General features: G+C 34.6%; 25 protein-coding genes and 1 pseudogene. 6 read left to right on the top strand and 20 right to left on the bottom strand.

The window, feature by feature from the left end:
- Positions 1-24: 24 nt before the first annotated feature.
- Complete coding sequence (cls, locus tag DN393_RS01595; RefSeq protein ID WP_064474179.1) at positions 25-1,209, bottom strand: cardiolipin synthase; 1,185 nt, start codon at positions 1,207-1,209, stop codon at positions 25-27.
- A 160-nt stretch (positions 1,210-1,369) separates the two neighbouring features.
- Between cls and DN393_RS01590 the strand changes: the two genes are divergently transcribed.
- A complete protein-coding gene (locus DN393_RS01590; RefSeq protein WP_000505094.1) occupies positions 1,370-1,456 on the top strand; it encodes a YjcZ family sporulation protein in 87 nt (28 codons plus the stop codon).
- A gap of 126 nt (positions 1,457-1,582) precedes the next feature.
- Here the strand turns inward: DN393_RS01590 and DN393_RS01585 are convergent, their stop codons facing one another.
- The 8 genes from DN393_RS01585 to cotH form a co-directional block, all read right to left on the bottom strand.
- On the bottom strand, positions 1,583-2,089 hold the full coding sequence (locus tag DN393_RS01585) for an acyl-CoA thioesterase (protein WP_000141167.1): 507 nt from the start codon (positions 2,087-2,089) through the stop codon (positions 1,583-1,585).
- Positions 2,090-2,284: 195 nt separating this feature from the next.
- Positions 2,285-3,160, bottom strand: coding sequence for a TIGR03943 family putative permease subunit (locus DN393_RS01580; protein ID WP_064474180.1), 876 nt, complete (start codon positions 3,158-3,160; stop codon positions 2,285-2,287).
- Between the two features lie 3 nt (positions 3,161-3,163).
- Positions 3,164-4,060: a permease gene (locus tag DN393_RS01575; protein ID WP_000418724.1), complete on the bottom strand. Its 897-nt coding sequence runs from the start codon at positions 4,058-4,060 to the stop codon at positions 3,164-3,166.
- A gap of 198 nt (positions 4,061-4,258) precedes the next feature.
- Positions 4,259-5,200, bottom strand: a complete 942-nt coding sequence (locus tag DN393_RS01570) for a magnesium transporter CorA family protein (protein WP_149173269.1) — start codon at positions 5,198-5,200, stop codon at positions 4,259-4,261.
- Positions 5,201-5,384: 184 nt separating this feature from the next.
- A complete protein-coding gene (locus tag DN393_RS01565; RefSeq protein ID WP_002096686.1) occupies positions 5,385-6,764 on the bottom strand; it encodes a putative polysaccharide biosynthesis protein in 1,380 nt (459 codons plus the stop codon).
- A gap of 97 nt (positions 6,765-6,861) precedes the next feature.
- A complete protein-coding gene (uptA, locus tag DN393_RS01560; RefSeq protein WP_000881202.1) occupies positions 6,862-7,464 on the bottom strand; it encodes an undecaprenyl phosphate transporter UptA in 603 nt (200 codons plus the stop codon).
- Between the two features lie 104 nt (positions 7,465-7,568).
- Complete coding sequence (locus DN393_RS01555; protein WP_064474181.1) at positions 7,569-8,186, bottom strand: NUDIX hydrolase N-terminal domain-containing protein; 618 nt, start codon at positions 8,184-8,186, stop codon at positions 7,569-7,571.
- A 106-nt stretch (positions 8,187-8,292) separates the two neighbouring features.
- Positions 8,293-9,369, bottom strand: a complete 1,077-nt coding sequence (gene cotH / locus DN393_RS01550; protein WP_000937986.1) for a spore coat protein CotH — start codon at positions 9,367-9,369, stop codon at positions 8,293-8,295.
- A 181-nt stretch (positions 9,370-9,550) separates the two neighbouring features.
- Here cotH and exsB point away from each other — a divergent pair, with 181 nt between their 5' ends.
- Positions 9,551-10,129: an exosporium protein ExsB gene (gene exsB / locus DN393_RS01545; RefSeq protein WP_000817494.1), complete on the top strand. Its 579-nt coding sequence runs from the start codon at positions 9,551-9,553 to the stop codon at positions 10,127-10,129.
- A 45-nt stretch (positions 10,130-10,174) separates the two neighbouring features.
- On the opposite strand, the gene DN393_RS01540 is transcribed toward exsB, so the two are convergent.
- The 6 genes from DN393_RS01540 to DN393_RS01515 all read right to left on the bottom strand — a co-directional run bounded on the left by DN393_RS01540 (position 10,175) and on the right by DN393_RS01515 (position 15,044).
- Positions 10,175-10,786: a phosphoserine phosphatase 1 gene (locus DN393_RS01540; RefSeq protein WP_064474182.1), complete on the bottom strand. Its 612-nt coding sequence runs from the start codon at positions 10,784-10,786 to the stop codon at positions 10,175-10,177.
- Positions 10,787-10,799: 13 nt separating this feature from the next.
- Positions 10,800-11,345, bottom strand: a complete 546-nt coding sequence (locus DN393_RS01535; protein WP_064474183.1) for a short-chain dehydrogenase — start codon at positions 11,343-11,345, stop codon at positions 10,800-10,802.
- A gap of 12 nt (positions 11,346-11,357) precedes the next feature.
- The gene (fosB, locus tag DN393_RS01530; protein WP_000911696.1) at positions 11,358-11,774 is read right to left on the bottom strand and encodes a FosBx1 family fosfomycin resistance bacillithiol transferase; all 417 of its coding nucleotides are present in this window, start codon (positions 11,772-11,774) and stop codon (positions 11,358-11,360) included.
- A 58-nt stretch (positions 11,775-11,832) separates the two neighbouring features.
- Positions 11,833-13,494 carry a peptide ABC transporter substrate-binding protein gene (locus tag DN393_RS01525; RefSeq protein ID WP_064474185.1) on the bottom strand — a complete coding sequence of 554 codons (1,662 nt, stop codon included), beginning with the start codon at positions 13,492-13,494 and terminating at the stop codon, positions 11,833-11,835.
- A 76-nt stretch (positions 13,495-13,570) separates the two neighbouring features.
- The gene (locus tag DN393_RS01520) at positions 13,571-14,584 is read right to left on the bottom strand and encodes a DUF2628 domain-containing protein (protein ID WP_081257109.1); all 1,014 of its coding nucleotides are present in this window, start codon (positions 14,582-14,584) and stop codon (positions 13,571-13,573) included.
- Between the two features lie 7 nt (positions 14,585-14,591).
- Positions 14,592-15,044, bottom strand: a complete 453-nt coding sequence (locus DN393_RS01515) for a methylated-DNA--[protein]-cysteine S-methyltransferase (protein ID WP_064474187.1) — start codon at positions 15,042-15,044, stop codon at positions 14,592-14,594.
- A gap of 131 nt (positions 15,045-15,175) precedes the next feature.
- Here DN393_RS01515 and namA point away from each other — a divergent pair, with 131 nt between their 5' ends.
- Positions 15,176-16,213 carry an NADPH dehydrogenase NamA gene (gene namA / locus DN393_RS01510; protein WP_064474188.1) on the top strand — a complete coding sequence of 346 codons (1,038 nt, stop codon included), beginning with the start codon at positions 15,176-15,178 and terminating at the stop codon, positions 16,211-16,213.
- 323 nt (positions 16,214-16,536) lie between these two features.
- On the opposite strand, the pseudogene DN393_RS01505 reads toward namA, so the two are convergent.
- The 3 genes and pseudogenes from DN393_RS01505 to DN393_RS31340 all read right to left on the bottom strand — a co-directional run.
- A pseudogene (locus tag DN393_RS01505) lies at positions 16,537-16,611 on the bottom strand (DinB family protein); the annotation flags it as partial.
- Positions 16,612-17,117: 506 nt separating this feature from the next.
- The gene (locus DN393_RS01500; RefSeq protein ID WP_149173268.1) at positions 17,118-17,777 is read right to left on the bottom strand and encodes an oxidoreductase; all 660 of its coding nucleotides are present in this window, start codon (positions 17,775-17,777) and stop codon (positions 17,118-17,120) included.
- A 115-nt stretch (positions 17,778-17,892) separates the two neighbouring features.
- A complete protein-coding gene (locus DN393_RS31340) occupies positions 17,893-18,042 on the bottom strand; it encodes a hypothetical protein (RefSeq protein ID WP_176713054.1) in 150 nt (49 codons plus the stop codon).
- Positions 18,043-18,309: 267 nt separating this feature from the next.
- Here DN393_RS31340 and DN393_RS01495 point away from each other — a divergent pair, with 267 nt between their 5' ends.
- Together DN393_RS01495 and DN393_RS01490 are read left to right on the top strand one after the other, a co-directional pair.
- Positions 18,310-19,260 (top strand): metal ABC transporter substrate-binding protein, encoded by a 951-nt coding sequence (locus DN393_RS01495; RefSeq protein ID WP_064474189.1) that lies wholly within the window; start codon positions 18,310-18,312, stop codon positions 19,258-19,260.
- Between the two features lie 135 nt (positions 19,261-19,395).
- Positions 19,396-19,866 (top strand): GNAT family N-acetyltransferase, encoded by a 471-nt coding sequence (locus DN393_RS01490; protein ID WP_064474190.1) that lies wholly within the window; start codon positions 19,396-19,398, stop codon positions 19,864-19,866.
- A 97-nt stretch (positions 19,867-19,963) separates the two neighbouring features.
- Here the strand turns inward: DN393_RS01490 and DN393_RS01485 are convergent, their stop codons facing one another.
- Positions 19,964-20,914 (bottom strand): CobW family GTP-binding protein, encoded by a 951-nt coding sequence (locus DN393_RS01485; RefSeq protein WP_064474191.1) that lies wholly within the window; start codon positions 20,912-20,914, stop codon positions 19,964-19,966.
- 165 nt (positions 20,915-21,079) lie between these two features.
- Here DN393_RS01485 and DN393_RS01480 point away from each other — a divergent pair, with 165 nt between their 5' ends.
- On the top strand, positions 21,080-21,982 hold the full coding sequence (locus DN393_RS01480) for an aldo/keto reductase (protein WP_064474192.1): 903 nt from the start codon (positions 21,080-21,082) through the stop codon (positions 21,980-21,982).
- 24 nt (positions 21,983-22,006) lie between these two features.
- On the opposite strand, the gene DN393_RS01475 is transcribed toward DN393_RS01480, so the two are convergent.
- On the bottom strand, positions 22,007-22,591 hold the full coding sequence (locus DN393_RS01475; protein WP_064474193.1) for a GNAT family N-acetyltransferase: 585 nt from the start codon (positions 22,589-22,591) through the stop codon (positions 22,007-22,009).
- Positions 22,592-22,611 lie beyond the last annotated feature (20 nt).

The raw sequence follows: 22,611 nt of genomic DNA, 5'->3' as shown, positions 1-22,611 counted from the left end.
CCTCCCTTCTCTTTTGTCTATATGTTATAAATATGATGCTATAACATTTGCTATTCTTGCTAAAAACCAATTCCACTTACTAATTTTCTCAAAGTCTTCTTCTGAAAATCTTTTTGATTTATGAAAGTCTTCTTTTAATCGGCTCCATACGTCAGCAACAACTCTTGTATCATATACGATACAGTTTGATTCACAATTTAAATAAAAACTTCTATTATCAAAATTCGCTGTACCTATATCAACAATTTCTCCATCAATGATTGTTACTTTCCCGTGAAAAAAACCATTCCGATATTGATAGATCTCCGCTCCAGCATGGTTCATCTCTCTCAAATACGGATAGGCGGCTTGTTTTAACAATACTGCGTCGCTTTTAAATGGTACGAGAATTTTCACATTGACACCTCGGTTTAATGCACCTTTTAATTCTTTTATCATTTCTTTACTTGGTACAAAATATGGCGTAGCAATAATTAAAGACTTTTTAGCTTGCTTTAAAAGCGCTCCATATTTTTGCCATAACCCTTTTCCATCTGAAAATAAATATTGATATTTTACATTCCCTATCTCAGGTAAACTTTCATGTACAGGCATTTTTTCTCCCGTATCTTCTTTCCAGTCAGCAGCAAATTTTCTTTCCATATCCGTAGCACCATTCCCATTGACTCTTACATGATAATCACGCCACGGGCCAAATTTCGGATCTTGTCCAAGGTACTCCTTTCCAATGTTAAAGCCGCCGATATATGATACTTTTCCGTCAATCGTAACAATGCGTCTATGGTTTCGTTGATGCAACGAATAGAATAAATGTTTCAATTTAGGTTTTTTACTAAACGTAAACTGGACACCATTGTTTTTTAGTTGACGAATTACCTTTTTCTTCAGCTTATATCCACCTATTCGATCAACTGACAATTTTACTTCTACTCCACTCGATGCCTTTTTCTCAAGCAACTGCAAAAACTCTTGGCTTATTTCATCTTTACCTACAATGTAAAAATGGACATATATGTACTTTTCTGCATTACGTATATCCTCAAATAATTTCTTATATAACTCTTCACCGTTCGTATAAAGTTGAAATTCACCTAATCGAACTTGTCCTAATTCATATTCACTAGCCATTTTTTTCCCCATTTCCACATCGATGTTCATCCATATGAATACACCTATTAAACAAAGGATTACAACGAAAAAGTGTTTCATGGATATTTTCCTTCCTCCACTTACTGTTATTTCTATATCTTCCCTTTTTTAATACAATATCATTCAAGAAAATATGTCATTACATGATATATGTCCATATCAAACGATAGCTCATTTGCATATTGTATGTTGTATCTTAAAATAAAAGGAGGAAATAACAATGGGCTTCGCACATGGTAATGGATTCGCGCTATTAGTCGTATTATTTATCCTCTTAATCATCGTCGGTGCTGCTTGCTTCTGCTAAGTAGTTATCGTCATATGATATGTGGATGAAAAAACTATAAAAGCGGACACCTATTTTTAGGTGTCCGCTTTTCATATGAAAAACATTTCCGTTTGTTATTGTGCCTTTAACGACTACATATTCAACTCAAAAAGTTAATAATGTAGCTACTTTCTTACTCTCCGCCTTACGTATATGGCGTTGTTCTGCACGTAACACAGCAATGCGATGTAATTCTTTCTCTTCTTCTGTTTCAGGGATTACTCGCGGCACTGGAACTGGATTATTTTCCTTACTAAGCGCAACAAAAGTAACAAATGACGTTGCTGCTATACGCTTCTCACCTGAAATTAAATCTTCTGCTACTACCTTCACAAATACTTCCATCGAAGTTCTACCCGTCCAAATTACAAAGGATTCATAACTAACACAATCTGAAGAGCGAACAGGATGTAAGAAATCTACCCAATCCATAGATGCTGTGACACATTCTTTTCTTGCGTGCCTCGTTGCTGAAATAGAAGCAACCATATCCATCTCGGCTAATATCTTCCCACCAAATAGCGTATTATGATCGTTTAAATCTGTTGGAAATACTCGGCTCGTTTTAAACACTCTAGACTCATTCGCTGTTTTCCCTTTCACTTCAGTCATTGTTATCACCTCTTTGATTATTTAACCCGCTATTTGCAGACATTAAGACTCCCACCACAAAATTCAGCTGGAGCAAAGAAGTTCGGTAAGAGTTCTATTTCCCATTAACACTAGAACGGTATGAGCTTACTATCACTACACATTTAATATTAACAACATTCAGAACTCTTAGTCCACAAAAAAGAACCGATATTATCAATCGGCTCCTCTAAATACATATTGCTCTTTTGGCGGTTCAACCTTATTCCATTTCGTTACTTCTAATACAGGGATATTTGCATGGAACGGCTGATAAAATTCCGTTGATATTTCTCCTTCAACTTGAATCCAATCATCATTTTTCCATTCTACACCTTCTGGTTTTTTTACTAACATACCATATACACCAGAATCCGCTACACAATGTATAATCCCGAAACGGAATAAGAAATATTGTTCTTTTTGAGAAGAGTCATCTTTGAAAACAAACCCTTTAAAAGATAATTTTTTCCCAGTAAACTCGCCAGGATAATTATAAATTGTTTCCATCCCTTTTAGAAAATCTTCATCTTTTAAAGTAATACTATCTTTCGTAACAAACTCTTTTTTCCCCTTTTCCATTACACCACGGTATCCTTCTTTCCCGTAATAAATGCTCGTATCAGGTTTTAGAAATTGCCTTGTCATAAATGGATCTGTACTTTCTGCTTGCGCAACAGGAAAATGAAATCCTTTCGCCTTAACGATATCTGAATCTAACGTTGCAATCGGGAAAAACAATCCTGAGACTATCGGAAAACAAAACAATGTGTACGAAAATGCTTTTTTCCACCATGTATTCTCATCTTTTGAATGATCATGCCCACAATGGCTATGATCGCAACCACAATTGTGCTGTTCTTTTTCTTTTTCTTTTTGATGTTCTTTCTGGAAAACGATAATAATTTGAACAATCGTTAAAAATCCTAAAATAATAGCTGCTGTTTTTGATAAATAGGCATACTTCATATTGATATACTTCGTAATATTACCTGAAATATGAAGCTGCGCAATTAAGATTGTAAAACCTAATAATATATATGCTCGAAACATAACCTACCACCCCATCGCATAAATGAGTAGTGAGCTTGCATAAACAACAAGTGTAACTGTAACTGTAACGACAATTACAAATTTCGTTTTAAATGTCGCAAGCATCATAAACATATTTTTAATATCCACCATCGGTCCATATACGAGGAACGCGACAAGTGACGCTGTTGAAAATGTACTTTGGAATGACGAAGCAATAAATGCATCCGCTTCTGAACAAAGTGATAAAATGTAAGCTAGTCCCATCATAACAGCTGGTGAAGAGAACGGCCCTTGTCCTATAGCAAGAAGTGTTGAAGTTTGTACGAACGTTTGAACTGCCGCTGCAATTAACGCACCTAATACTAAATATTTTCCCATCGAGAAAAATTCCTCAACAGCATGCGTACATACATCCCACATTTTTTTACGTAATGGACGCTTATGATTCACTTCTGGGAAGTGATCATCTCGTAATTGATGTTCTTTAAACATAAATGATAATATAATTCCAACGATTATTGCTACAATAATCGCTACAATAGAACGATACCATACCATGTGCATACTACTTCCAAAGGCAACGTATGTTGCAAATAATACGACTGGATTAATGATTGGTCCAGTTAACATAAATGCAATCCCGGCATATGGCGGAACCCCTTTTCCGATTAATCGCCTAACAATCGGAACGATTCCACATTCACAGCCCGGAAACATCATCCCTAAAAAAGTAGCCATTAAAACAGACAGAAATCGATTTTTCGGCATCCATTTTGCTACCATATCTTCTGTTACAAACATTTGAATGAATCCTGAAATAAATACACCAATGAGCACAAAAGGAAGTGCTTCGATCAATATGGAGATAAAAATTGTATTCATTTGCAGGAATGCTTTCGGTAATTGAAACAATTCCATGATGTATTTCCTCCAACTTTTCATTAACAATATGTAATTTTAACCCCATTTTATGAATTGGACAAGACTTATACGGAATTCACCCCTTTCATATACATTACATTTTATAAGTTATATTCTATTCAAAACTTTGGATTTCATAGCAAAAAAGCTGCTCTAGCGCAGTTACACAACTATGCTAGAGCAGCTTTCTTCTCGTTAAAAGTAACGTTTCTTCCAAAAAACAAATGCTAATGTGAAAGATAGTGTTACACATATTATGAGTACAATTACAAAACCATGTGCTTCCCCTTCAAACGGAACCTTTACGTTCATTCCAAAGAAACTAGAAACCATCGTTGGTAACGATAAAATGATTGTAATAGACGTTAACAGTTTCATAACACTATTTAAATTATTTGATATAACAGAGCTAAAAGTATTCATCATTCCACTTAAAATGTGACTATATATTTCCGCCATTTCAATAGCCTGTTTATTTTCAATTAATACATCTTCTAATAAATCTTGATCGTCTTCATACATTTTTAAAAATGTACTGTTACGCATTAATTTTTGAATTACAATTTTATTCGCCTTTAATGATGTTGTAAAGTAAACTAAACTTTTTTCAAGGCCTAGCAATGTGAAAATCTCTTTATTTTTCATCGACTTATTTAATTGGTGCTCTAAATCGATTGTTTTTCTGTTAATTTGCTTTAAGTATCTTAAATAATAAGTAGAAATCGTATATAAGAGCTGAAGTGCAAAGCGTGTCTTTTTAAACGTATAAAATTCTTTAATACGTTGATTAATAAAACGTTCAAAAATTGGGTTTTCTTCTAAACAAATTGTCACAAAGCAATCTGGCATTACAATCATACCTATTGGAATCGTGTCATAAATCGAATTTCCTTCTTCATCATGTCTAACTGTTGGGATATCCACGATTATTAAAGTATTATTGTCTTCCTTTTCAATACGAGAGCGTTCTTCATCATCTAAAGGGTCTTTAATGAAATCTAAGTCTACATTTAAAGTTTGTACTAGATATTGAATTTCTTCTTCCGTTGGATGAAGTACATTAATCCAGCAACCCTTTTGCATTTCCTCAACCTCTTGTAGTTTTCCGTTTCGGTATGTTAAATAAATATTTAACATACTATCACCCCGATTCTTTTTACATGTAGGAATCTACCTCTCTTACATAACAGTTTTTGAACCGCCATTCTCAGCATATGAAACATACGTTTAAATTTCAATAGAAAAATTATTTTGAAAACGTTTTTATAAGAAAAATATTCTAAACAAAGAAAAAGACAGAGTGCTCTCTGCCTTAAAAAGCTTATGTTGCCTTTATAACATATTTAGAAAGCATCCACAAGTTAAAGCCAACTGAAATCGTATAACCAGCGTATGTTGAAATAATAAAACTTACATAATCGAAATAAGGAAGCAATACGATATTTAAAACTATCTTCACAATAATACCAATTACTAATCCTAGCACTGTTTTCTGTTGTTGATTAATTCCTTGTAACATCGCAGCTGTAACTGTAAAAAGCGAAAATAGTATACAGGCAGGAGCATAATACTGTAAAATAACTCTCCCCATCTCCGGATCATTTCCGGCACCAAATAAAAGAGTATATACTGGTTTTGCTAACAACATCATTCCAATTGCCGCTGGTACCGTAATTGCTACTACTAATACATTCGTCCTCGTAAAATGTTTGTACAGTAACTTCACATTCCCTGCTGTATAGGCTTTTGTCATCTCAGGTACGAGAGACATACTAAAAGCAGTCGCAACGGAAACCGGGATAAGTACAACCATCTGGACAAGACCAATTATTGCATTAATCTTCTCCGCTTCTCCTTGCATATACCCTATTTGTATAAGTAGTTTATTAATTGTAAATGTATCAATCGTCTGATACAACGGAATTGCTAAACCAACCACAACAAACGGTATTGAATATGTAAAGAGCTCCTTATACAGCGAGAAGAAAGATTTCGTTGTTTGCGGTATACTTGCCATCTCTTTTTTCTTTAAGTGCTTTCTCCTCCTTATGTAATACGCACTTAAAACTGTTAATCCACCTATCGCTCCCATAAAAGCACCGAACGTTGAAATACCAACCGCTAGCGAGATAGAAGCTTTTAAAATATATAAAACGACAAAGCTTCCTATTAATATGGTTAAGACCCGAAAAAATTGCTCAACAACTACACTTAAAGCAGAAGGCCCCATCGATTGAAACCCTTGAAAGAAGCCCCTTAATAAACTCATTACTGGTACAAGTATTAACGCAAAACTTACAATTTGAATATTATTAGTAACCGCTGTTATACTATTCCCCGTTTGATCATTTCCATCGATTACAAGTTTAGCTAAATGTGGAGCTAATATATATAGCGCTAAACATGAGATGACTCCCATTATTAACATAAAAAAGATACCACTCTTAAGTACTCTCTTAACTGTATGATAATCATTCAGTTGATCATATTTTGATACCATTTTTGAAACGGCAAGTGGTAGTCCCATCGTCGCAATGCTGAGCATAATCGTATATGGGCGATAAGCATACGTGTATAAAACGTACCCACTCGTACCGACCATTGCTGTAAACGGTATAACATATATAAACCCTAACATTTTAGATATCATCGTTGCCATCGTTAAAAATATCGTTCCACGTATAAACGGTGACCCTTTCATCACATTCCTCCGCTACGCTTTATTATTACACATTATGGACAACTCCTTTTTTTTAGAACCGAAACAAATAAAAAAAGCCAATGAACAATCATTGACTTTAACGCGCTGCTTTTTTCTTTTTGAAATACTTTAAACCGAAGTATAAAGCAACAAAGAGAACAGCTCCTATAATTATGTAATGTGTGTAATCAGATGCATACTCTTTAATGTGTCTCCAATTTCCACCAAGCTTTTCACCTAAGTAGATAAATAGTATTGACCATGGAATAATCGCAACCACAGTATACAGTGTAAATAGTTTTAATGGCATCTTAGCTAATCCTGCTGGAATAGAGATTGCATGACGTACTACTGGGATAAAGCGTGCAGAAAAGATTACTCCTGCTCCGTAACGCTTAAACCAACCTTCCGCTATGTCTAAATGGTGTTTATTAATAAGTAGATATTTCCCATATTTCTCTACAACCGGACGCCCTCCGTAATATCCAAGCCAGTATAAAAAGATTTGGGCTAAAGTACCACCAATAGTTCCGGCGATAACTGCACCAACAAAACTAATTTTACCATCCGCTACTAAAAATCCAGCATACGAAAGTACAATTTCACTCGGGATAATTTCAATCATTAAAGCTAGCGCTACTCCAAAGTAACCTAAGCTTGCAAAAAATTGCAATAACTGATCTATTATGCTTGCTAACATTTTATTTTCTATCTCCTTTTTTCTTCACATACCATCCCATTATTACATAAAGGTCGCATTCTGCCAATATCTTCATTTCAACAATATTATCGGCATAAGCATGATTAATCTATTAAAGTGTCTTTTTGAGGTTCTTTCATGTAGGCAAACATTTCTTTAATTTGCTCTTCTGTATTTCTAGCAATCGATAAATTAGGCAATTCATTCTCACCAAAAAACTCCACATCTTCTGTTTCAATACTAGTTTTCTTTTCGCCACCAATAATCTTACAGCTAATAAAAATTTTATATACGTGTGTTGCTGAAGGCGATAGTTGATGTTTTTCTTTATCAAATATAGCGAATAGCTTAAAATCATCTACTTCATAACCAGTCTCCTCTAAAACTTCTTTTGCTGCTACTTCTGTTGGCGTATAACCGATATCGGCCCATCCACCTGGCAATGCCCATTTCCCATCACTTTTTTCTTTCACAAATAATAACTTTTCATTTTGAAAAACGACTGCTCTTATATCAACTTTTGGTGTTTGATAGCCTGTCTCACTTGCAAATAATTTCTCTACTATTTCCCAATCTGTCTTTGTGTAATGTGACATCATCGAAATGGAAATATCCCGTAATTGTTGGAAACGCTCTATATCATACACATCTTTAGAATACGTTAAACCCGCTTGGGCTATAGCTTGTATTTGTTTTACCCAATCAATCCATTTTACCGTCATGTTTCCACATCCCCCATACTCTTTTAAGTGAATAGTAAGTCAGTTTTGTTGATACATCTTTATTATACAAAAAAAGAGATTGATAATGTTCCAATCTCTTTCAAAATTAATCTAATTCATGTAAGTGGTCTTGTATATACTTTCTTCTTTTATTTATATATTCATCGATCATATCAGCTTCTTGATCAAATGTTTCTAATTTTTCTTTCATATATGGATCTTGTAGTAAATATGGACGAATCGATTCACACAAACTTTCAACTTTCGGCATCATAAACGAAACGGTAAATTGTTCTTCTAGTATTTCTTCCAAAATACTTCGGTATTGCTTTCTAAATACAGGTATATCTAACAATCTTGCACTTAACGTGTTATAGCCTTGAATGCGAATATACTCATGATTAAGTGGTCTCCCTTGTACATCTCGCCCCCAAGTTGCATCATAATCCCACGGTATCACTTCAAATAAATTTGTTTCATCGTTATGATATAGTGCATAGTTATGAACGAAACCATCAAAGTTTTGTGTGAAAATAACGCCAGCTAACCACCTTAAATATTTATCAACATGTAGAAACTTTCCAATTTCTTTTTCATAAGCTTCCCTCGACAAAGCATTCGCTTGAAATACAAATTCACTCAGTTGTTCTTCACTATTTTTATTCGAATATTTAAATTCATAACCCGCAAAGAGCTCGGTCTTAACATCTTTATCTCTCTCACTCATTAAAGAAAAATTCGCATCATCATCTATTGCATAATAAATAGAACCACTTGGTAATCCTCTATTTTTCAAAAAGTTTTCATCAACTGATTCTAACTGTAAATATACACCTTGAATTTGACCATTAATTTTTATAAATACATGTTGTGATTTTGGTGAAAGTACACCAATATCATGAAAAAAGTCTAAAGATAATTTGTTTCGTATGAGAGACGGATCCATAAACTCAGAATTTAAATGAATTTCTTTCGCACCTTGAAATTTTTTCGGTTTATAAAACATAACATGATAAGACTTTTTCTCAAACTCACGAATATGAGCCCCCCGGTATACGATATCAATATCATACTTCTTTTTTCCATAAGTTAATTTTGCTGGCACTGGACTATCTGACCAAATGTCTTTTTTTAATTCCACTAAGTACATTGGATGAATAAAAAAATCATATGAAGGTAGCATGTTTTCTCATCCCTTCTCAGTTCTCTTCATTCAATGTATGCGCCTTGTTTTGTCCATACATCCGCTATCATCCATTTATATAAAATTACACTCTTGTCTTGTTCAGAAAGACGTCATATCTCATATCATGTTAAGGAAAAAGAATACCTTTTCACCTGAATACATGATAAGGAGGATTTCTATGAAACGTGATATTAGAAAAGCTGTTGAAGAAATCAAAAGTGCTGGGATGGAGGATTTCTTACACCAAGATCCAAGTACTTTTGAGTGCGATGATGATAAATTCTCTCATCATCGATGTACAACAGGTTGTAAATGTACAACTGGGGGTAAATGTCCAAGAACAAGATGTACTCGCGTGAAACATTGTACTTTTATTACAAAATGTACGCACGTAAAAAAATGGACATTTGTTACAAAATGTACTCGTGTGCGCGTTCAAAAATGGACATTCGTTACGAAAGTGACTCGTAGAAAAGAATGCGTTTTAGTTACAAAACGTACTCGTAGAAAACATTGTACTTTCGTTACAAAATGCATACGCTTTGAAAAGAAATTTTTCTGGACAAAACGAAGTTTCTGTAAAAAATGCGAATTCTTCCCGCATAGAGACGGTCACTCGTGCGATGATTCATGTGATCATGGCAGAGACTGTCACGATAATGGACACAAATGGAATGATTGCAAAGGCGGACATAAATTCCCATCTTGCAAAAACAAGAAATTCGATCACTTCTGGTATAAAAAACGTAATTGCTAGTTTTTATGCCTACAAAAAAAGGCCGTTTTGCGGCCTTTTTTACGTTCATTGAAAATGACTTATATCTGCAAATTGCTTCACTTCACCTTTATCTTCTTCAAATTCTATTATACTTAGACTAGCACTATGCATAAATGGATCATCCCACACATTTTCTATTTCAATACCCGCAAAATGTCCTACAAGTAGTTTTGCCGCTGCCGCATGGGAAACAATTAATATACTTTCTCCTTTATGCTTTTCTAAAAGAAGTTGTATCCCCTCAATTACCCTTTTATAAACAGACTCAAAATTTTCTCCTGATGTTGACTGAAAAAGATGTGGCTCATACCAAAACAATTGTATTTCATCTGGGTATTCCCTTTCTATATCAGCGACTGTCTGTCCTTCCCATATACCCATGTTAATTTCATAGAAATGCTCATCCGCTATTATCGGTATATCACGATCACCCTTTATTAACTCTGCAGTATGAAGGGTTCTTTCACTCGGACTACTATAGATCGCATGGATAGATAAATCTTTCATTCGGTCTCCTAATTGCTTTGCTTGTAACATACCATTTTCAGTTAAAGCAGAATTTTTCCGGCCTTGCATTCGTTTCGATACATTCCATTCCGTCTCACCGTGCCTTGTTACATATACAGTTGTCTTCATTTCACATTCCCCCTTACCATTTTGGCCGCAATCTCCACGGTTCTACTCGTCCTACAATCCATTCATCACATTTATTCTCAATTCCTTTTATTACCCCATCCGATATTTCTTCATGGGTAAGCCATCTCCCGTATGTATCTTCTAATATAAAACCTAATATTATTCTATGGTAGCTACATCGCGTACCACCTATTTTTTGTGCGGGTATACGCGACGCTTTACTACCTAAAATATGAAAAACGTTGTATGTTTCAGACGACAAATCCACTTCTCTACAAATGAATGACAACGTATCCTTCGCACTTGCGTGTACCCATGCGACAACTAATGTCATGGGGCCATTCCGCTCAATTGTACTTTTAATAGCTAGCTTTACATCGTCATCATTATGATAATCTAACGGAAGACATGTGATACTTTCTGGCGCAGCACTCTCTCGCTTAACATTTTCTAATTTCACTTTATCTCGTCCAATAATAGAAACATGAAATCCTTGCTCACAAAGCCACATAGAAACTCTCTTTAGCATTCCTGTTCCACCAATTACTAGCGCATGCAACTTCTTCCACCCTTAGTAAAATGTCATATGAGACTTATCTTCCCTATAATAGTTCAGTCGGTCTTGCAATGTCCCTGAATGAAATTCAAACTTATGGCCGTCAGGATCAACAAAATATATAGACTTACAATCCCTTACATCCCGTTCTCTTCCTTGTAAAATATGAACATCGTTTTCTTCTAATCGTTGCAGTAGACGTTCAAAGTCTTTCTGTTCAACTGAAAACGCAATATGCGTATAAGATTGATGAATCTCATTTCTCGGAATATGTGTTTCTTCATTAAGTGCTACCCATACCCCACATATATTAAAATACGCAAGTTTTCTCCCTTTAACTAATAATTCTCCTTCTAGTACTTTTTCGTAAAATATAATAGATTTTTCTAAATTAGACACTGAAAAACAAAGATGATTGATTCCCTTTAACAACTCTAATTCCTCCTATACAAATAAAAGATGAGCGAAAATTCACTCATCTTTTATTATACTATTTCTTTGTAATATATGCCCATTTATAACTGAAGTCCCCACCAAACGTATGATTCGCAATACCTTTTACGTATGGCTTCTCTAAGTAAGCCGTACTTTGTTGGTACGTAGGAGAAATGGCAGCATCTTGACCAATTAAGATTTTTTCAGCTTCTGCAAGGGCATTCCAGCGTGCTTTATCATCTTTTAATAGCTCTCCTTTTGATTTCGCTACTAAATCATCATACTTCGGATTAGAATAATCCATTTCATTAAATGAGCTTCCAGTAACAAACATATCAATATAAGTCATTGGATCTGGATAGTCCGGACTCCATGCAGATAATGAGAATTCATATTCAAATTTCTTTTCTAACTCTAGCTTTTGCTTATATGGTTGTTGTTTCAAATTCACTTTAATACCAGGTAAATTTTTCTCTAACTCTTCTTTAATAAAGTCACCCACTTTTTTACGGCTACCGTTATCATCATTTAGAAATTCTACTGTAATTGTATCTTGGCCAAGCTCTTTCTTCGCTTCTTCCCATAATTTTTTTGCTTTTTCAGCATTATCTTTGCTGTCACGGAAATTTTTATTTACAGTACGGAAATCTTTCCCATCTGGTCCTGTCGTAAATTTCTCAGGTACTAAGAAATATGCTGGTAATGATCCGTCATTTAAAATAACATTTGCAATTCCTTTTTTATCGTATGCCAGATCAATCGCTTCACGAACTTTTTGGTTTTTAAACGTTGCATTTTTCTGGTTAAAACGTAAGAAATACATACGTGGATCTAACTTCGTTTTAAATTCATCCGGCTTATTCTTTTTATACTTATCAACAAATTCAGAACTTAAAATAACACGGTCCGCTTGATCACTATCATATAAGTTTACTCCCGTGCTCGTTTCCTTCACAATATTTACATTAATTTCTTCTAACTTCACAGTATCTTTATCCCAATAATTAGGGTTTTTCTTTAACTGATAACTTCGTTCATGTTTCCATTCACTCATCGTAAATGGTCCATTATATAATAGTTTATCTGCTTCTAATGCATATTTATCCCCTTGTTCTTTCACATATTTTTCATTTAAAGGGAAAAATGTAGGGAATGAAGTAAGCTCAAGGAAATATGGTGCTGGCTGTTCTAATTCTACTACTAACGTTTTATCATCCTTCGCTTTCACTCCTAATTGATCTAGCGGTAATTCTCCTTTATTTACTTTCTGTGCATTTTTCACATCAAATAAAATAAATGCATATTCTGCCGCTATTGCTTTATCTAATGTACGTTGCCATGCATATACAAAATCTTGTGCTCGAACTGGATCACCATTTGACCATTTCGCATCACGTAATTCAAATGTATATGTCTTTTTATCTTCACTAATCTTCACATCTTTTGCCATGCCTGGTGTTGGTTTATTATCCTTATCTAAACGATATAACCCTTCCATTGCATTTACAAAGGCACGGAATGATACAGAGTCTGTTGATTTTGACGTATCCATTGAAGGGATTTCTGCTGTTTCTAGTAAGTTTAATACTTGCTTATCTGCTGCTCCCTTATTCGATTCTTTCTTCGTTGTCGAAGCCTTCTCACCATTCCCACATCCTGCAACCAATACACTCGTCGTTAACGCAAGTGCAGCAATTGTTGTTGTCTTTCTCTTCATTCTTCCTTCCCCCAATCTATATGTATAAATGAAAGCCAGTATAATATATATTATTATACAAAAGATTCAGATTATTTCAAATATTATTTTTGTACAGTAAAAAAAGAAGCTGATAGAAAACTCTTCTATCCACTTCTTTTTCTATTTCTTTTACTTGTAATCCATCCTCTATATCAAATGGGTTTTGAACTTTAAATATTTCGTCCATTATCTTCAAAAATTCTTCCTCATTTTTAGATTCGCCGTTAATCGTAAGTGAGTACGGCTCAATCTCACCCAATTTATAATCAACAATAAATTGGATTTTCACCTTTTTCCTTGGCATATCAGGACTAGTCCCTTGAAATTCTACTAATTCTAACCCTTCCGTTCCACGATAATATACCCAACCTGGATTTCTAAAGTAACTTTCAAACGATTCACCAATGGAAAAGAACGGATATTCATAAAGCGAGCTTGTACGAACTTTTTGAATAATATCTCGATCCGTCGGGAAAAAGAAATGGCTGAAAAAAATACTAGCAACCGCTAAAATCGTAACGATCGTTGCTCCCATTTTACTCGTTCCACCACTATCACGGATGAGATAATTTTCAACCGATTCATCTTGAATTTCTCGTGCTTTTATTCGATATATACGCCTTTCTGCAAATTGATAATATAATCCATTCGCAAAAATCGCCATTCCAAATAAAATAAAAACGAGTAATAGAAACGTAAGAGGCACCATATTAATGATTGGTAACGCTACGTTGAAGCCCATATAATAAGAAAACGCATCACATGCTACTAATAACAGTAAAAATAATGCTGCTGGTACATAATACTTACGATATCCAAGCCAACCCACATTGAAAATAGCAGCCCAACCATTCCAGCTCCACCTAGCAATCCGCTTATCCTCAAGTTCCCATTTCTTTTTGTAATACCGATATTGTCTACCTACATATACTTCTAATTCCTTGTCTATTAGCGAGCATCCTTCACCTTGTTCAGAATGCAAAGTCCACTGGCAACTTTCACAATTCAACTGATCTCCCTCACAAAGTTGCCCACAATTTATACATTTCAAAACAATCCCTCTTCCCATCCATACGTCATTTCAAAATACCTTCGTGATTTAATAACCACTCTTTCCTCCATAAACCGCCCGCATACCCAACAAGCTTCCCACTCTTTCCTATTACACGATGACACGGAACGATAATTGAAATTGGATTACGACTATTTGCTCCTCCTATCGCTCGTACAGCTTTCGTATTTCCGACCTTCTCTGCAATATCTAAATATGAAGCACTTACGCCATAAGGGATAGTATAGAGCGCATCCCATACATTTTTTTGAAATGCTGTTCCCTCAGCAGACAGCGGGACCGTAAACTCTTTTCTTTTCCCCTTAAAATATTCATCTAGCTCATTTATACATTGATCTATTATTTCATTTTTATGTTCTTCTTGTCTCTCATCAACAAATATAACAGACGTAATTCCTTTATCGTTCGCTGTAATTTCCAGCAAGCCTAATTCACTTTCATAATAAGCCTGGTACATATGTCATCCTCCAATTCAATTCATATTAATTATTGTAACACGAATAGACAAAATTTTTCGTATAAGCGTTTTATTAGGGAAACAAAAACAAGAATGATACAATGTAAGAAAATTCGATCTAGGAGGCTATGATGAATTCTGAACTTTTTTCACCTTATACAATTAAGGACGTTACATTAAAAAACCGTATCGTTATGTCACCTATGTGCATGTATTCATCAGAAAACGAGGATGGCCAAGTAACTAATTTCCATCACGTTCATTACGGAACAAGAGCTGCTGGTCAAGTTGGTTTAGTTATGATCGAAGCAACAGCCGTGTTACCTGAAGGAAGAATTTCTAATAAAGACCTAGGTATATGGGATGATAGCCTAATTGAAGGCTTACATAAAACGACAACTTTTATACATGATAACGGCGCAAAAGCCGCCATTCAACTTGCTCACGCCGGAAGAAAAGCTGAATTAGAAACGGATGCTCTCGCTCCATCCGCAATTCCGTTTAATGAAACTATGAAAATCCCAGTAGAAATGAGTATACAGCAAATAAAAAAGACCATATTAGCTTTTCAAGAGGCTGCAATACGATCCAAACAAGCTGGATTTGACGTTATTGAAATACACGGCGCTCACGGTTATCTTATTAATGAATTTCTTTCTCCACTTTCTAATAAACGGACTGATGAATATGGAGGTTCACCTGAAAATCGCTATCGTTTCTTACGTGAAATCATTGACTCAATAAATAAAGTTTGGAACGGACCGTTATTTATTCGTATTTCAGCAAACGATTATCATCCTGACGGTTTAACGGTTCAAGATTACGTTCCATATACAAACTGGATGAAAGAACAAGGAGTAGATTTAATTGATTGTAGTTCTGGAGCTGTTGTTCCGGCACACATCGATGTATATCCCGGGTATCAAGTGCAATATGCTAAACATATTAAAGAACATGCTAACATTGCAACTGGGGCTGTTGGTTTGATTACGACTGGAGTACAGGCAGAACAAATTTTAAATAATAACGAAGCAGATTTAATTTTTATCGGACGTGAGTTACTTCGCAATCCTTACTTCCCAAGAATAGCCGCCAATGAACTTAGCTTTGAGTTAGAAGAACCGTATCAATACAAACGAGCACCGGGGAAAATCCATACGAATAAATAAAACCGAGAATAATATGTACTACTGAATCTAGAAGAATAAAAAGTATACTATAAGATAACGTATGTTATTTCATAATATCGTTTTAAGGTGAATCAACATTTTGCTTGATACACCTATTTTTTTATGTATTTATCTCCCGTTCTGAATATGTGACAGAGTTAAAAATCGAATTCCACAATCGTGATTACGAAAAAAACAATTTCTCAGATTAAGTGAGAAATTGTTTTTTGATATAGTAGTATTCTACATATTAATTCGTGTGTTTAGTTTGAAACTCCAACAATTTTAATTATCATTTACAAATAAGAACGATGCACTGGCCATGAACAAGGTGGATACCATTCTTCTTCGTAAAACACTTGCTTAATTCCATTTTGCACCATTTCTTTTTTACTCATTCGTATATCCTCCTTTTGCAAATCTCCCCAAAATACGGAATAGTACATATAGGACTTTTATATCTTCGGAACCCAGTTCCCTTCAGGTTTTACTCAAACAGATATAAAAACAGATTATTTCCAAATAGAAAGTATATTCTATTTGATTTATTGGCATTACAAACAATGGATATATAATAGTAGTATATTTTCAAATGAGGTGAAACATTCTTATAACACGAAATCATCCGTTTGTATAATACGACTCTAAAAATAGCATTGCAATAAACGAGGTCACTTGTCGTATAAGATCAAGAGTGTTGGAGGCGTATAAAGTGAAACTTTAATCCGCGGGGGTTTGCTGTCGACAAATAGCGGGATAAAAATGCGATTTGCATAATAAATTATCGTAAAAAAGGAGTGGGCTTCCCACTCCTTTTTTACTTTCTTATAATTGTTAAACTACATGTATTTACTATTCATTCAAGATTCAAACTTTTTTTAAATACATGCCATTTTTTCGTTTTTTATTCTATCGTTGTAATTTCATTTGAGTTATAAATATAAATACCCGTTTCTTCTCGCAATGCAGTGATATACATCCCTTTCGCCACATCTTTCGCTGAAATTGGTTTATACTTTTTGAAAGCCCCTTTAAATATAAAAGGAATGATACGAGACAGCTTTTCAGCCATTCGTTCACCGAAACGAAATTCTTGTCGATTTCCTACTAATAAAGATGGCCTAAAAATGTGAATACGACCAATGACTAACTTTTGTAATTCCTCTTCCATTCTCCCTTTAACTTGCGAATAAAAGAAGAACGATTTAGGTTTTGCTCCCATTGAGGACACAACAAGGAAATTTTGTACCCCTTGTTTTTCAGCTAAACAAGCAGCTCGTAACGTATATTCATAATCTACCTTTTTGAAATTTGCCTTTGTTTTTGCTTTTTTGATTGTTGTTCCTAGACAACTAAATACGTCATCTACAGCAAAAAACTCTTTATATTCCTCTAACATCGAAAAATCTATTTGCTTTTGCTGTAACTTTTCATGTTGCCATTGCATTGGTTCCCTTACAAAAATAGTAACCGAATCGTAGTAATCTGATTCAAGTAATAGACGCGTTATCTCTTGTCCAACTAAACCACTTGCACCAAGTACTAACGCTGTTCGCTTATTCATATATGCATATACCTCTTATTTTACTTTTCTCTCCTTCAGTAAAATACAACTTTTAGGAGTTTCCTTCTCTCATTTTACCACAAGTAAAGCACTATGCGTACGCATAGTGCTTTACTCACTCTTTTTTCTCATCTTTCTCTCGCAATTTTGTTACTGTTGATGCATCTCCTAAATTACTTATTAATCTTCTTAAAAAAATTAAGACTAAGACTAATGGTAATACTACCGCTAATATCAATAAAATAGCTTCCATTAAGTAACCCAAACACTCATCCCCCTCTACACCCTCCTTTCAAATATATGAACGTAGCGTTGTCACATATGCATGCATTCCTAAAAATAATACATCCAAATTTGACAACTTTATAACAAAAACAAATCGGAATGATTATTATTTATTGCAACTTTATAAAAGATGTATTATACTAAGTTCGCAAACTAAAACGTAATTATTCCGTTTTGTATTAAAATGATATTTTTCTTCTATAATTGGGGAAAATATATCCGTAAAAAAAGAAAAGAGGAGAACTTCATGCCTAAAAGATTGACTATATTTTCATTCTTACTTATTTTCACTTTAATTTTTACTGGCTGCTCAAATAAAAAAGAAGGTAATGCCAAGAAAGACGGAAAGCTAACTGTTTATACTACTATTTTTCCTCTTGCAGATTTTGCAAAAAAAATTGGTGGCGACTATGTAACTGTTGAAGCGATTTACCCACCTGGTGCAGATTCACATACATTTGAACCAAGTCAAAAACAAACAGTACAAGTTGCAAAAGCCGATTTATTCGTTTATAACGGCGCTGAATTAGAACCATTTGCTGAAAAAATGGAAAAAGCATTACAAAAAGAGAATGTTAAAATTGTAAATGCATCAAAAGGTATTGAACTGCGTACTTCTACTGAAGAAGAGCATCATGATCACGGAGACGGCCATAAAGAGGATGAACATCATCACGATAAAGACCCACATATTTGGTTAGACCCTACTCTAGCAATGAAACAGGCAGAAAAAATAAAAAATGCACTTGTAGAATTACAGCCTGATCATAAACAAGAGTTCGAAAAAAATTTCGCAGCACTGCAAACAAAATTTACTGATTTAGATGATCAATTTAAAGCAGCTGTTTCGAATGCAAAAACGAAAGATATTTTAGTTTCTCATGCGGCTTATGGATACTGGGAACAACGCTATGGCCTGAAACAAATTGCTATCGCTGGTATTTCAGCTTCTAATGAACCATCTCAAAAACAGCTTGCTGACATTACAAAAACAGTAAAAGAACATAATCTACAATATATTTTATTTGAAACATTCTCTACACCAAAGGTAGCATCCGTAATTCAGAAAGAGACAGGTACAAAAATTTTACGCTTAAATCATCTTGCTACTATTTCTGAAGATGATGCGAAGAACAATAAAGATTACTTCACTTTAATGGAAGAAAACGTAAATACATTAAAAGAAGCTACTAACTAATCAAATTTTTAAAAGAAGCTGAATATTTCATTCAGCTTCTTTTTTATTTGTTCTTACTTGACTTGACTAAAATAACAAGTAAAATTATCCATATTAGCTTTTAAGCTTTATTAATTTAGAAGGTGAGTTGGAATTATGACTCTTCACATTCGTGAAGTAACAGAAAAAAATTGGCGTTCAGTAGCTGCTTTAAACGTTGCAAAAGACCAGCAGCAATTTATTGAAAGCAATGCGTTTTCTCTAGCAGAATCATTATTTGAAGGAAACGGAACGTCAGTAGGTTTATATGATGGAGAAACACTTGTAGGGTATGCAATGTATGGATGGTATTTGGAAAAACGCAAAAGCGTATGGTTAGATCGATTTATGATTGACCAACAATATCAAGGAAAAGGATATGCAAAACGTTTCCTTCGCATACTCATTCAATTCTTACAAGATAAATATGAATGTAAAATAATTTATTTAAGTTTACATCCAGACAACAAACTCGCAATGGGGTTATACGAGTCATTTGGTTTCCGTTTAAATGGTGATATTGATGACGATGGTCCAGTTGTAGGTGTTGTAATGGAGTTACTATTAGATGAACATACAAGCCTGTGAAAACAGGCTTTTTATTATCCTTCGTTTTTTGCAATCTAGCATTTTTCTACAAAATACTTAGTTAAGTCAAAAAAATAAGCCTGCAATATATGCAGACTTATTTCACACACTCCCCGAAATGTTCTTGGAACCATTCCTTATTAATATCTTTTCCGATAAACACAACTTCACTTACTCGTTCTTCGCCCTCTTGCCACTCTCTATCATATGATGCAGCAAACAGTGTATGCACACCTTGGAAAACGATACGTTTATCTACTCCATCAATCGATAAAATTCCTTTGTAGCGATATAAATACTCCCCTAGCTCTTGAACGACAGCTGACATCCACTCATTTAGTTTTTGTAAATCTAACGGTCGCTCTTCGCGTAGTACAAACGACTTTACCCCTTCTAGATGATTATGCTCTTTATGAGGATAAATTTGTAACGTATCTTTCGTTTTAAACGTTTGAATTTGTAGTAACGATGGAATATCTACATCACAGTTAGTCGCCTCGATTAACTCTGCAGTTGGGTTAATACCTTGCAGTTCCTGCAATAGATTTTCCTTTTCACTTTCATCCACTAAATCTAATTTATTTACTAAAACGACATCAGCAAATGCAATTTGTTCCTTTGCTTCTAGTCCTTTTTCAAAATGTTTATGTATATGGTAACTATCTACTACTGTTACAACGCCGTTAATTTGGTATGCAGATTGAATCACAGGATCTAAAAAGAATGTTTGAATAATCGGACCTGGATTTGCAAGACCAGTCGTTTCAATTACTAATCCATCAAATTCCATTTTACCTTCTGCTTTTACGTCCAGTAATTGTTTTAAAGCGACTAGTAAATCTTCACGTACAGTACAACATAAACATCCATTCGTCATCTCCATAATCTCTTCTTCGACATTCATAATTAACTGATTATCAATACCAATTTGCCCTATTTCATTTACTATCACTGCTAATTTATGACCGTGATTTTCTGATAAAATGCGATTTAATAATGTCGTTTTCCCTGATCCAAGAAAACCAGTTAATATCGTTACTGGAATCATTTCGTACATCTCCTTATAGCTATATGTTTTTACATTATAGCATATAGGGAAAATCGTTTTTGTAGCAAAACATATTTATTGTATGTACGACACTGTAACTATATAATAATATGTAGCAAGAAAGCCTTTTCAAAAAATGATTCATTCATCAAGGAGGTACTTATAATGGAACGAGTTCAAATGGCCGAAACACTAGAATTTTCTCGTATTATTCAAGGTTTTTGGCGTTTAGCAGAATGGAATATGACAAAGCAAGAGTTACTCTCTTTTATGGAAGCTTGTATGGATATGGGAATTACTACTTTCGATCATGCTGATATTTATGGCGGATATACGTGTGAAGGATTATTTGGAGAAGCATTACAACTCAAGCCTTCCTTACGCGAAGACATGCAAATTATCACAAAATGTGGAATCGCTCCCCCATCACCAAAATTTCCAGAGCGATATGTTGCGCACTACAATACGAGTACTGAACATATAATAAAAAGCGCGGAAGACTCATTACGAAACTTACATACTGATTATATTGATGTACTGCTCATTCATCGCCCTGATCCATTTATGGATCCAAATGAAGTAGCAGAAGCGTTCTCACGCTTAAAGCAAGAAGGAAAAGTCCGTCACTTCGGTGTATCTAACTTTTTACCTTCACAGTTTAATATGTTAAGTTCTTATTTAGATTTCCCGCTCATTACAAATCAAATTGAAGTATCTGCGATGCAGCTTGAACATTTCGAAAAAGGGACAATTGATTTATGCCAAGAAAAGCGAATCAATCCTATGATTTGGTCGCCTCTTGCTGGCGGAGAAATCTTTACTGGTCAATCAGAACGTGCCGTACGTTTACGTGAAACGTTACAAAAGGTTGCTACTGAACTAGATGTTACTAGCATCGATACAGTTATGTATGCATGGCTGCTTGCTCATCCAGCTAACATGATGCCAATCGTTGGATCTGGTAAATTAGACCGTGTTAAAACAGCCGCTCTTGCTACAAAAGTTAATTTAGATCGTCAACAATGGTTTACAATTTTCGAAAGCTCTAATGGACATCCTGTACCATAATACACAAAAAGAAGAGCTGTTTCTTTACAGCTCTTCTTTTTCATATGTATTTCTAGTCATGGCAAATACACACATATCCCTTAATCCATTTCCATCTACCGCTACACTCGCACTTTCCAATGTGCCTTCTAACTTAAAGCCTAATTTCTCAGGTATCGCTCTACTCTTCTTATTTAAAGAATCGCATCGAATTTCTACGCGGTTTGCTTTCAATTCAGTGAAAGCAAACTCCATTATACCTTTTGCAGCCTCTAGCATATAACCCTTTCCACTAAACCTTGAATCAATCCAATACCCAATTTCAAATTGAGGTATATCCCAATTAATGCGATGCAATCCAGCTGATGCAATAAATTCACCTGTTTCTTTCGAAAAAACTAGTAATCTTAAATCCTCACGTTGCAAAAATTGAATATGCGATTTTCTAATACTCATCTCTACTTCTTCCTCTGTTTGCTCTTTCTGTGCAAAAACCATCCATGGTTTTAATTCTTTCATAGAAGCTTGAATTGCATCGTATACAGCTTTACCGTCACCCGGTTTCGGCATTCGAATAAATAGCCTATCAGTATAAAATTCAGAAGGAAAATCGAATAATAACGGATTCACTTTCAACACTCCTTTTAATG

It is taken from the genome of Bacillus sp. BPN334 (genome assembly GCF_008368885.1).
Classification (GTDB): Bacteria; Bacillota; Bacilli; order Bacillales; family Bacillaceae_G; genus Bacillus_A; species Bacillus_A wiedmannii.
Note: the sequence above shows the minus strand (reverse complement) of the source record. Positions and strands in the feature narration are given on the sequence as shown.

What these genes read in the sequence shown, in the direction of transcription:
- uptA (WP_000881202.1), bottom strand. Translation starts at nt 7,464, where the DNA reads ATGTTAGCAAGCATAATAGATCAGTTATTGCAATTTTTTGCAAGCTTA.
- DN393_RS01540 (WP_064474182.1), bottom strand. Translation starts at nt 10,786, where the DNA reads ATGAAGACAACTGTATATGTAACAAGGCACGGTGAGACGGAATGGAAT.
- cotH (WP_000937986.1), bottom strand. Translation starts at nt 9,369, where the DNA reads ATGCTACCTTCATATGATTTTTTTATTCATCCAATGTACTTAGTGGAA.
- cls (WP_064474179.1), bottom strand. Translation starts at nt 1,209, where the DNA reads ATGAAACACTTTTTCGTTGTAATCCTTTGTTTAATAGGTGTATTCATA.
- DN393_RS01585 (WP_000141167.1), bottom strand. Translation starts at nt 2,089, where the DNA reads ATGACTGAAGTGAAAGGGAAAACAGCGAATGAGTCTAGAGTGTTTAAA.
- DN393_RS01565 (WP_002096686.1), bottom strand. Translation starts at nt 6,764, where the DNA reads ATGAAAGGGTCACCGTTTATACGTGGAACGATATTTTTAACGATGGCA.
- DN393_RS01590 (WP_000505094.1), top strand. Translation starts at nt 1,370, where the DNA reads ATGGGCTTCGCACATGGTAATGGATTCGCGCTATTAGTCGTATTATTT.
- DN393_RS01500 (WP_149173268.1), bottom strand. Translation starts at nt 17,777, where the DNA reads ATGAATAAGCGAACAGCGTTAGTACTTGGTGCAAGTGGTTTAGTTGGA.
- DN393_RS01525 (WP_064474185.1), bottom strand. Translation starts at nt 13,494, where the DNA reads ATGAAGAGAAAGACAACAACAATTGCTGCACTTGCGTTAACGACGAGT.
- DN393_RS01490 (WP_064474190.1), top strand. Translation starts at nt 19,396, where the DNA reads ATGACTCTTCACATTCGTGAAGTAACAGAAAAAAATTGGCGTTCAGTA.
- namA (WP_064474188.1), top strand. Translation starts at nt 15,176, where the DNA reads ATGAATTCTGAACTTTTTTCACCTTATACAATTAAGGACGTTACATTA.
- DN393_RS01485 (WP_064474191.1), bottom strand. Translation starts at nt 20,914, where the DNA reads ATGATTCCAGTAACGATATTAACTGGTTTTCTTGGATCAGGGAAAACG.
- exsB (WP_000817494.1), top strand. Translation starts at nt 9,551, where the DNA reads ATGAAACGTGATATTAGAAAAGCTGTTGAAGAAATCAAAAGTGCTGGG.
- DN393_RS01575 (WP_000418724.1), bottom strand. Translation starts at nt 4,060, where the DNA reads ATGGAATTGTTTCAATTACCGAAAGCATTCCTGCAAATGAATACAATT.
- DN393_RS01495 (WP_064474189.1), top strand. Translation starts at nt 18,310, where the DNA reads ATGCCTAAAAGATTGACTATATTTTCATTCTTACTTATTTTCACTTTA.
- DN393_RS01570 (WP_149173269.1), bottom strand. Translation starts at nt 5,200, where the DNA reads ATGTTAAATATTTATTTAACATACCGAAACGGAAAACTACAAGAGGTT.
- DN393_RS01520 (WP_081257109.1), bottom strand. Translation starts at nt 14,584, where the DNA reads ATGGGAAGAGGGATTGTTTTGAAATGTATAAATTGTGGGCAACTTTGT.
- DN393_RS01580 (WP_064474180.1), bottom strand. Translation starts at nt 3,160, where the DNA reads ATGTTTCGAGCATATATATTATTAGGTTTTACAATCTTAATTGCGCAG.
- DN393_RS01555 (WP_064474181.1), bottom strand. Translation starts at nt 8,186, where the DNA reads ATGACGGTAAAATGGATTGATTGGGTAAAACAAATACAAGCTATAGCC.
- DN393_RS01515 (WP_064474187.1), bottom strand. Translation starts at nt 15,044, where the DNA reads ATGTACCAGGCTTATTATGAAAGTGAATTAGGCTTGCTGGAAATTACA.
- DN393_RS01480 (WP_064474192.1), top strand. Translation starts at nt 21,080, where the DNA reads ATGGAACGAGTTCAAATGGCCGAAACACTAGAATTTTCTCGTATTATT.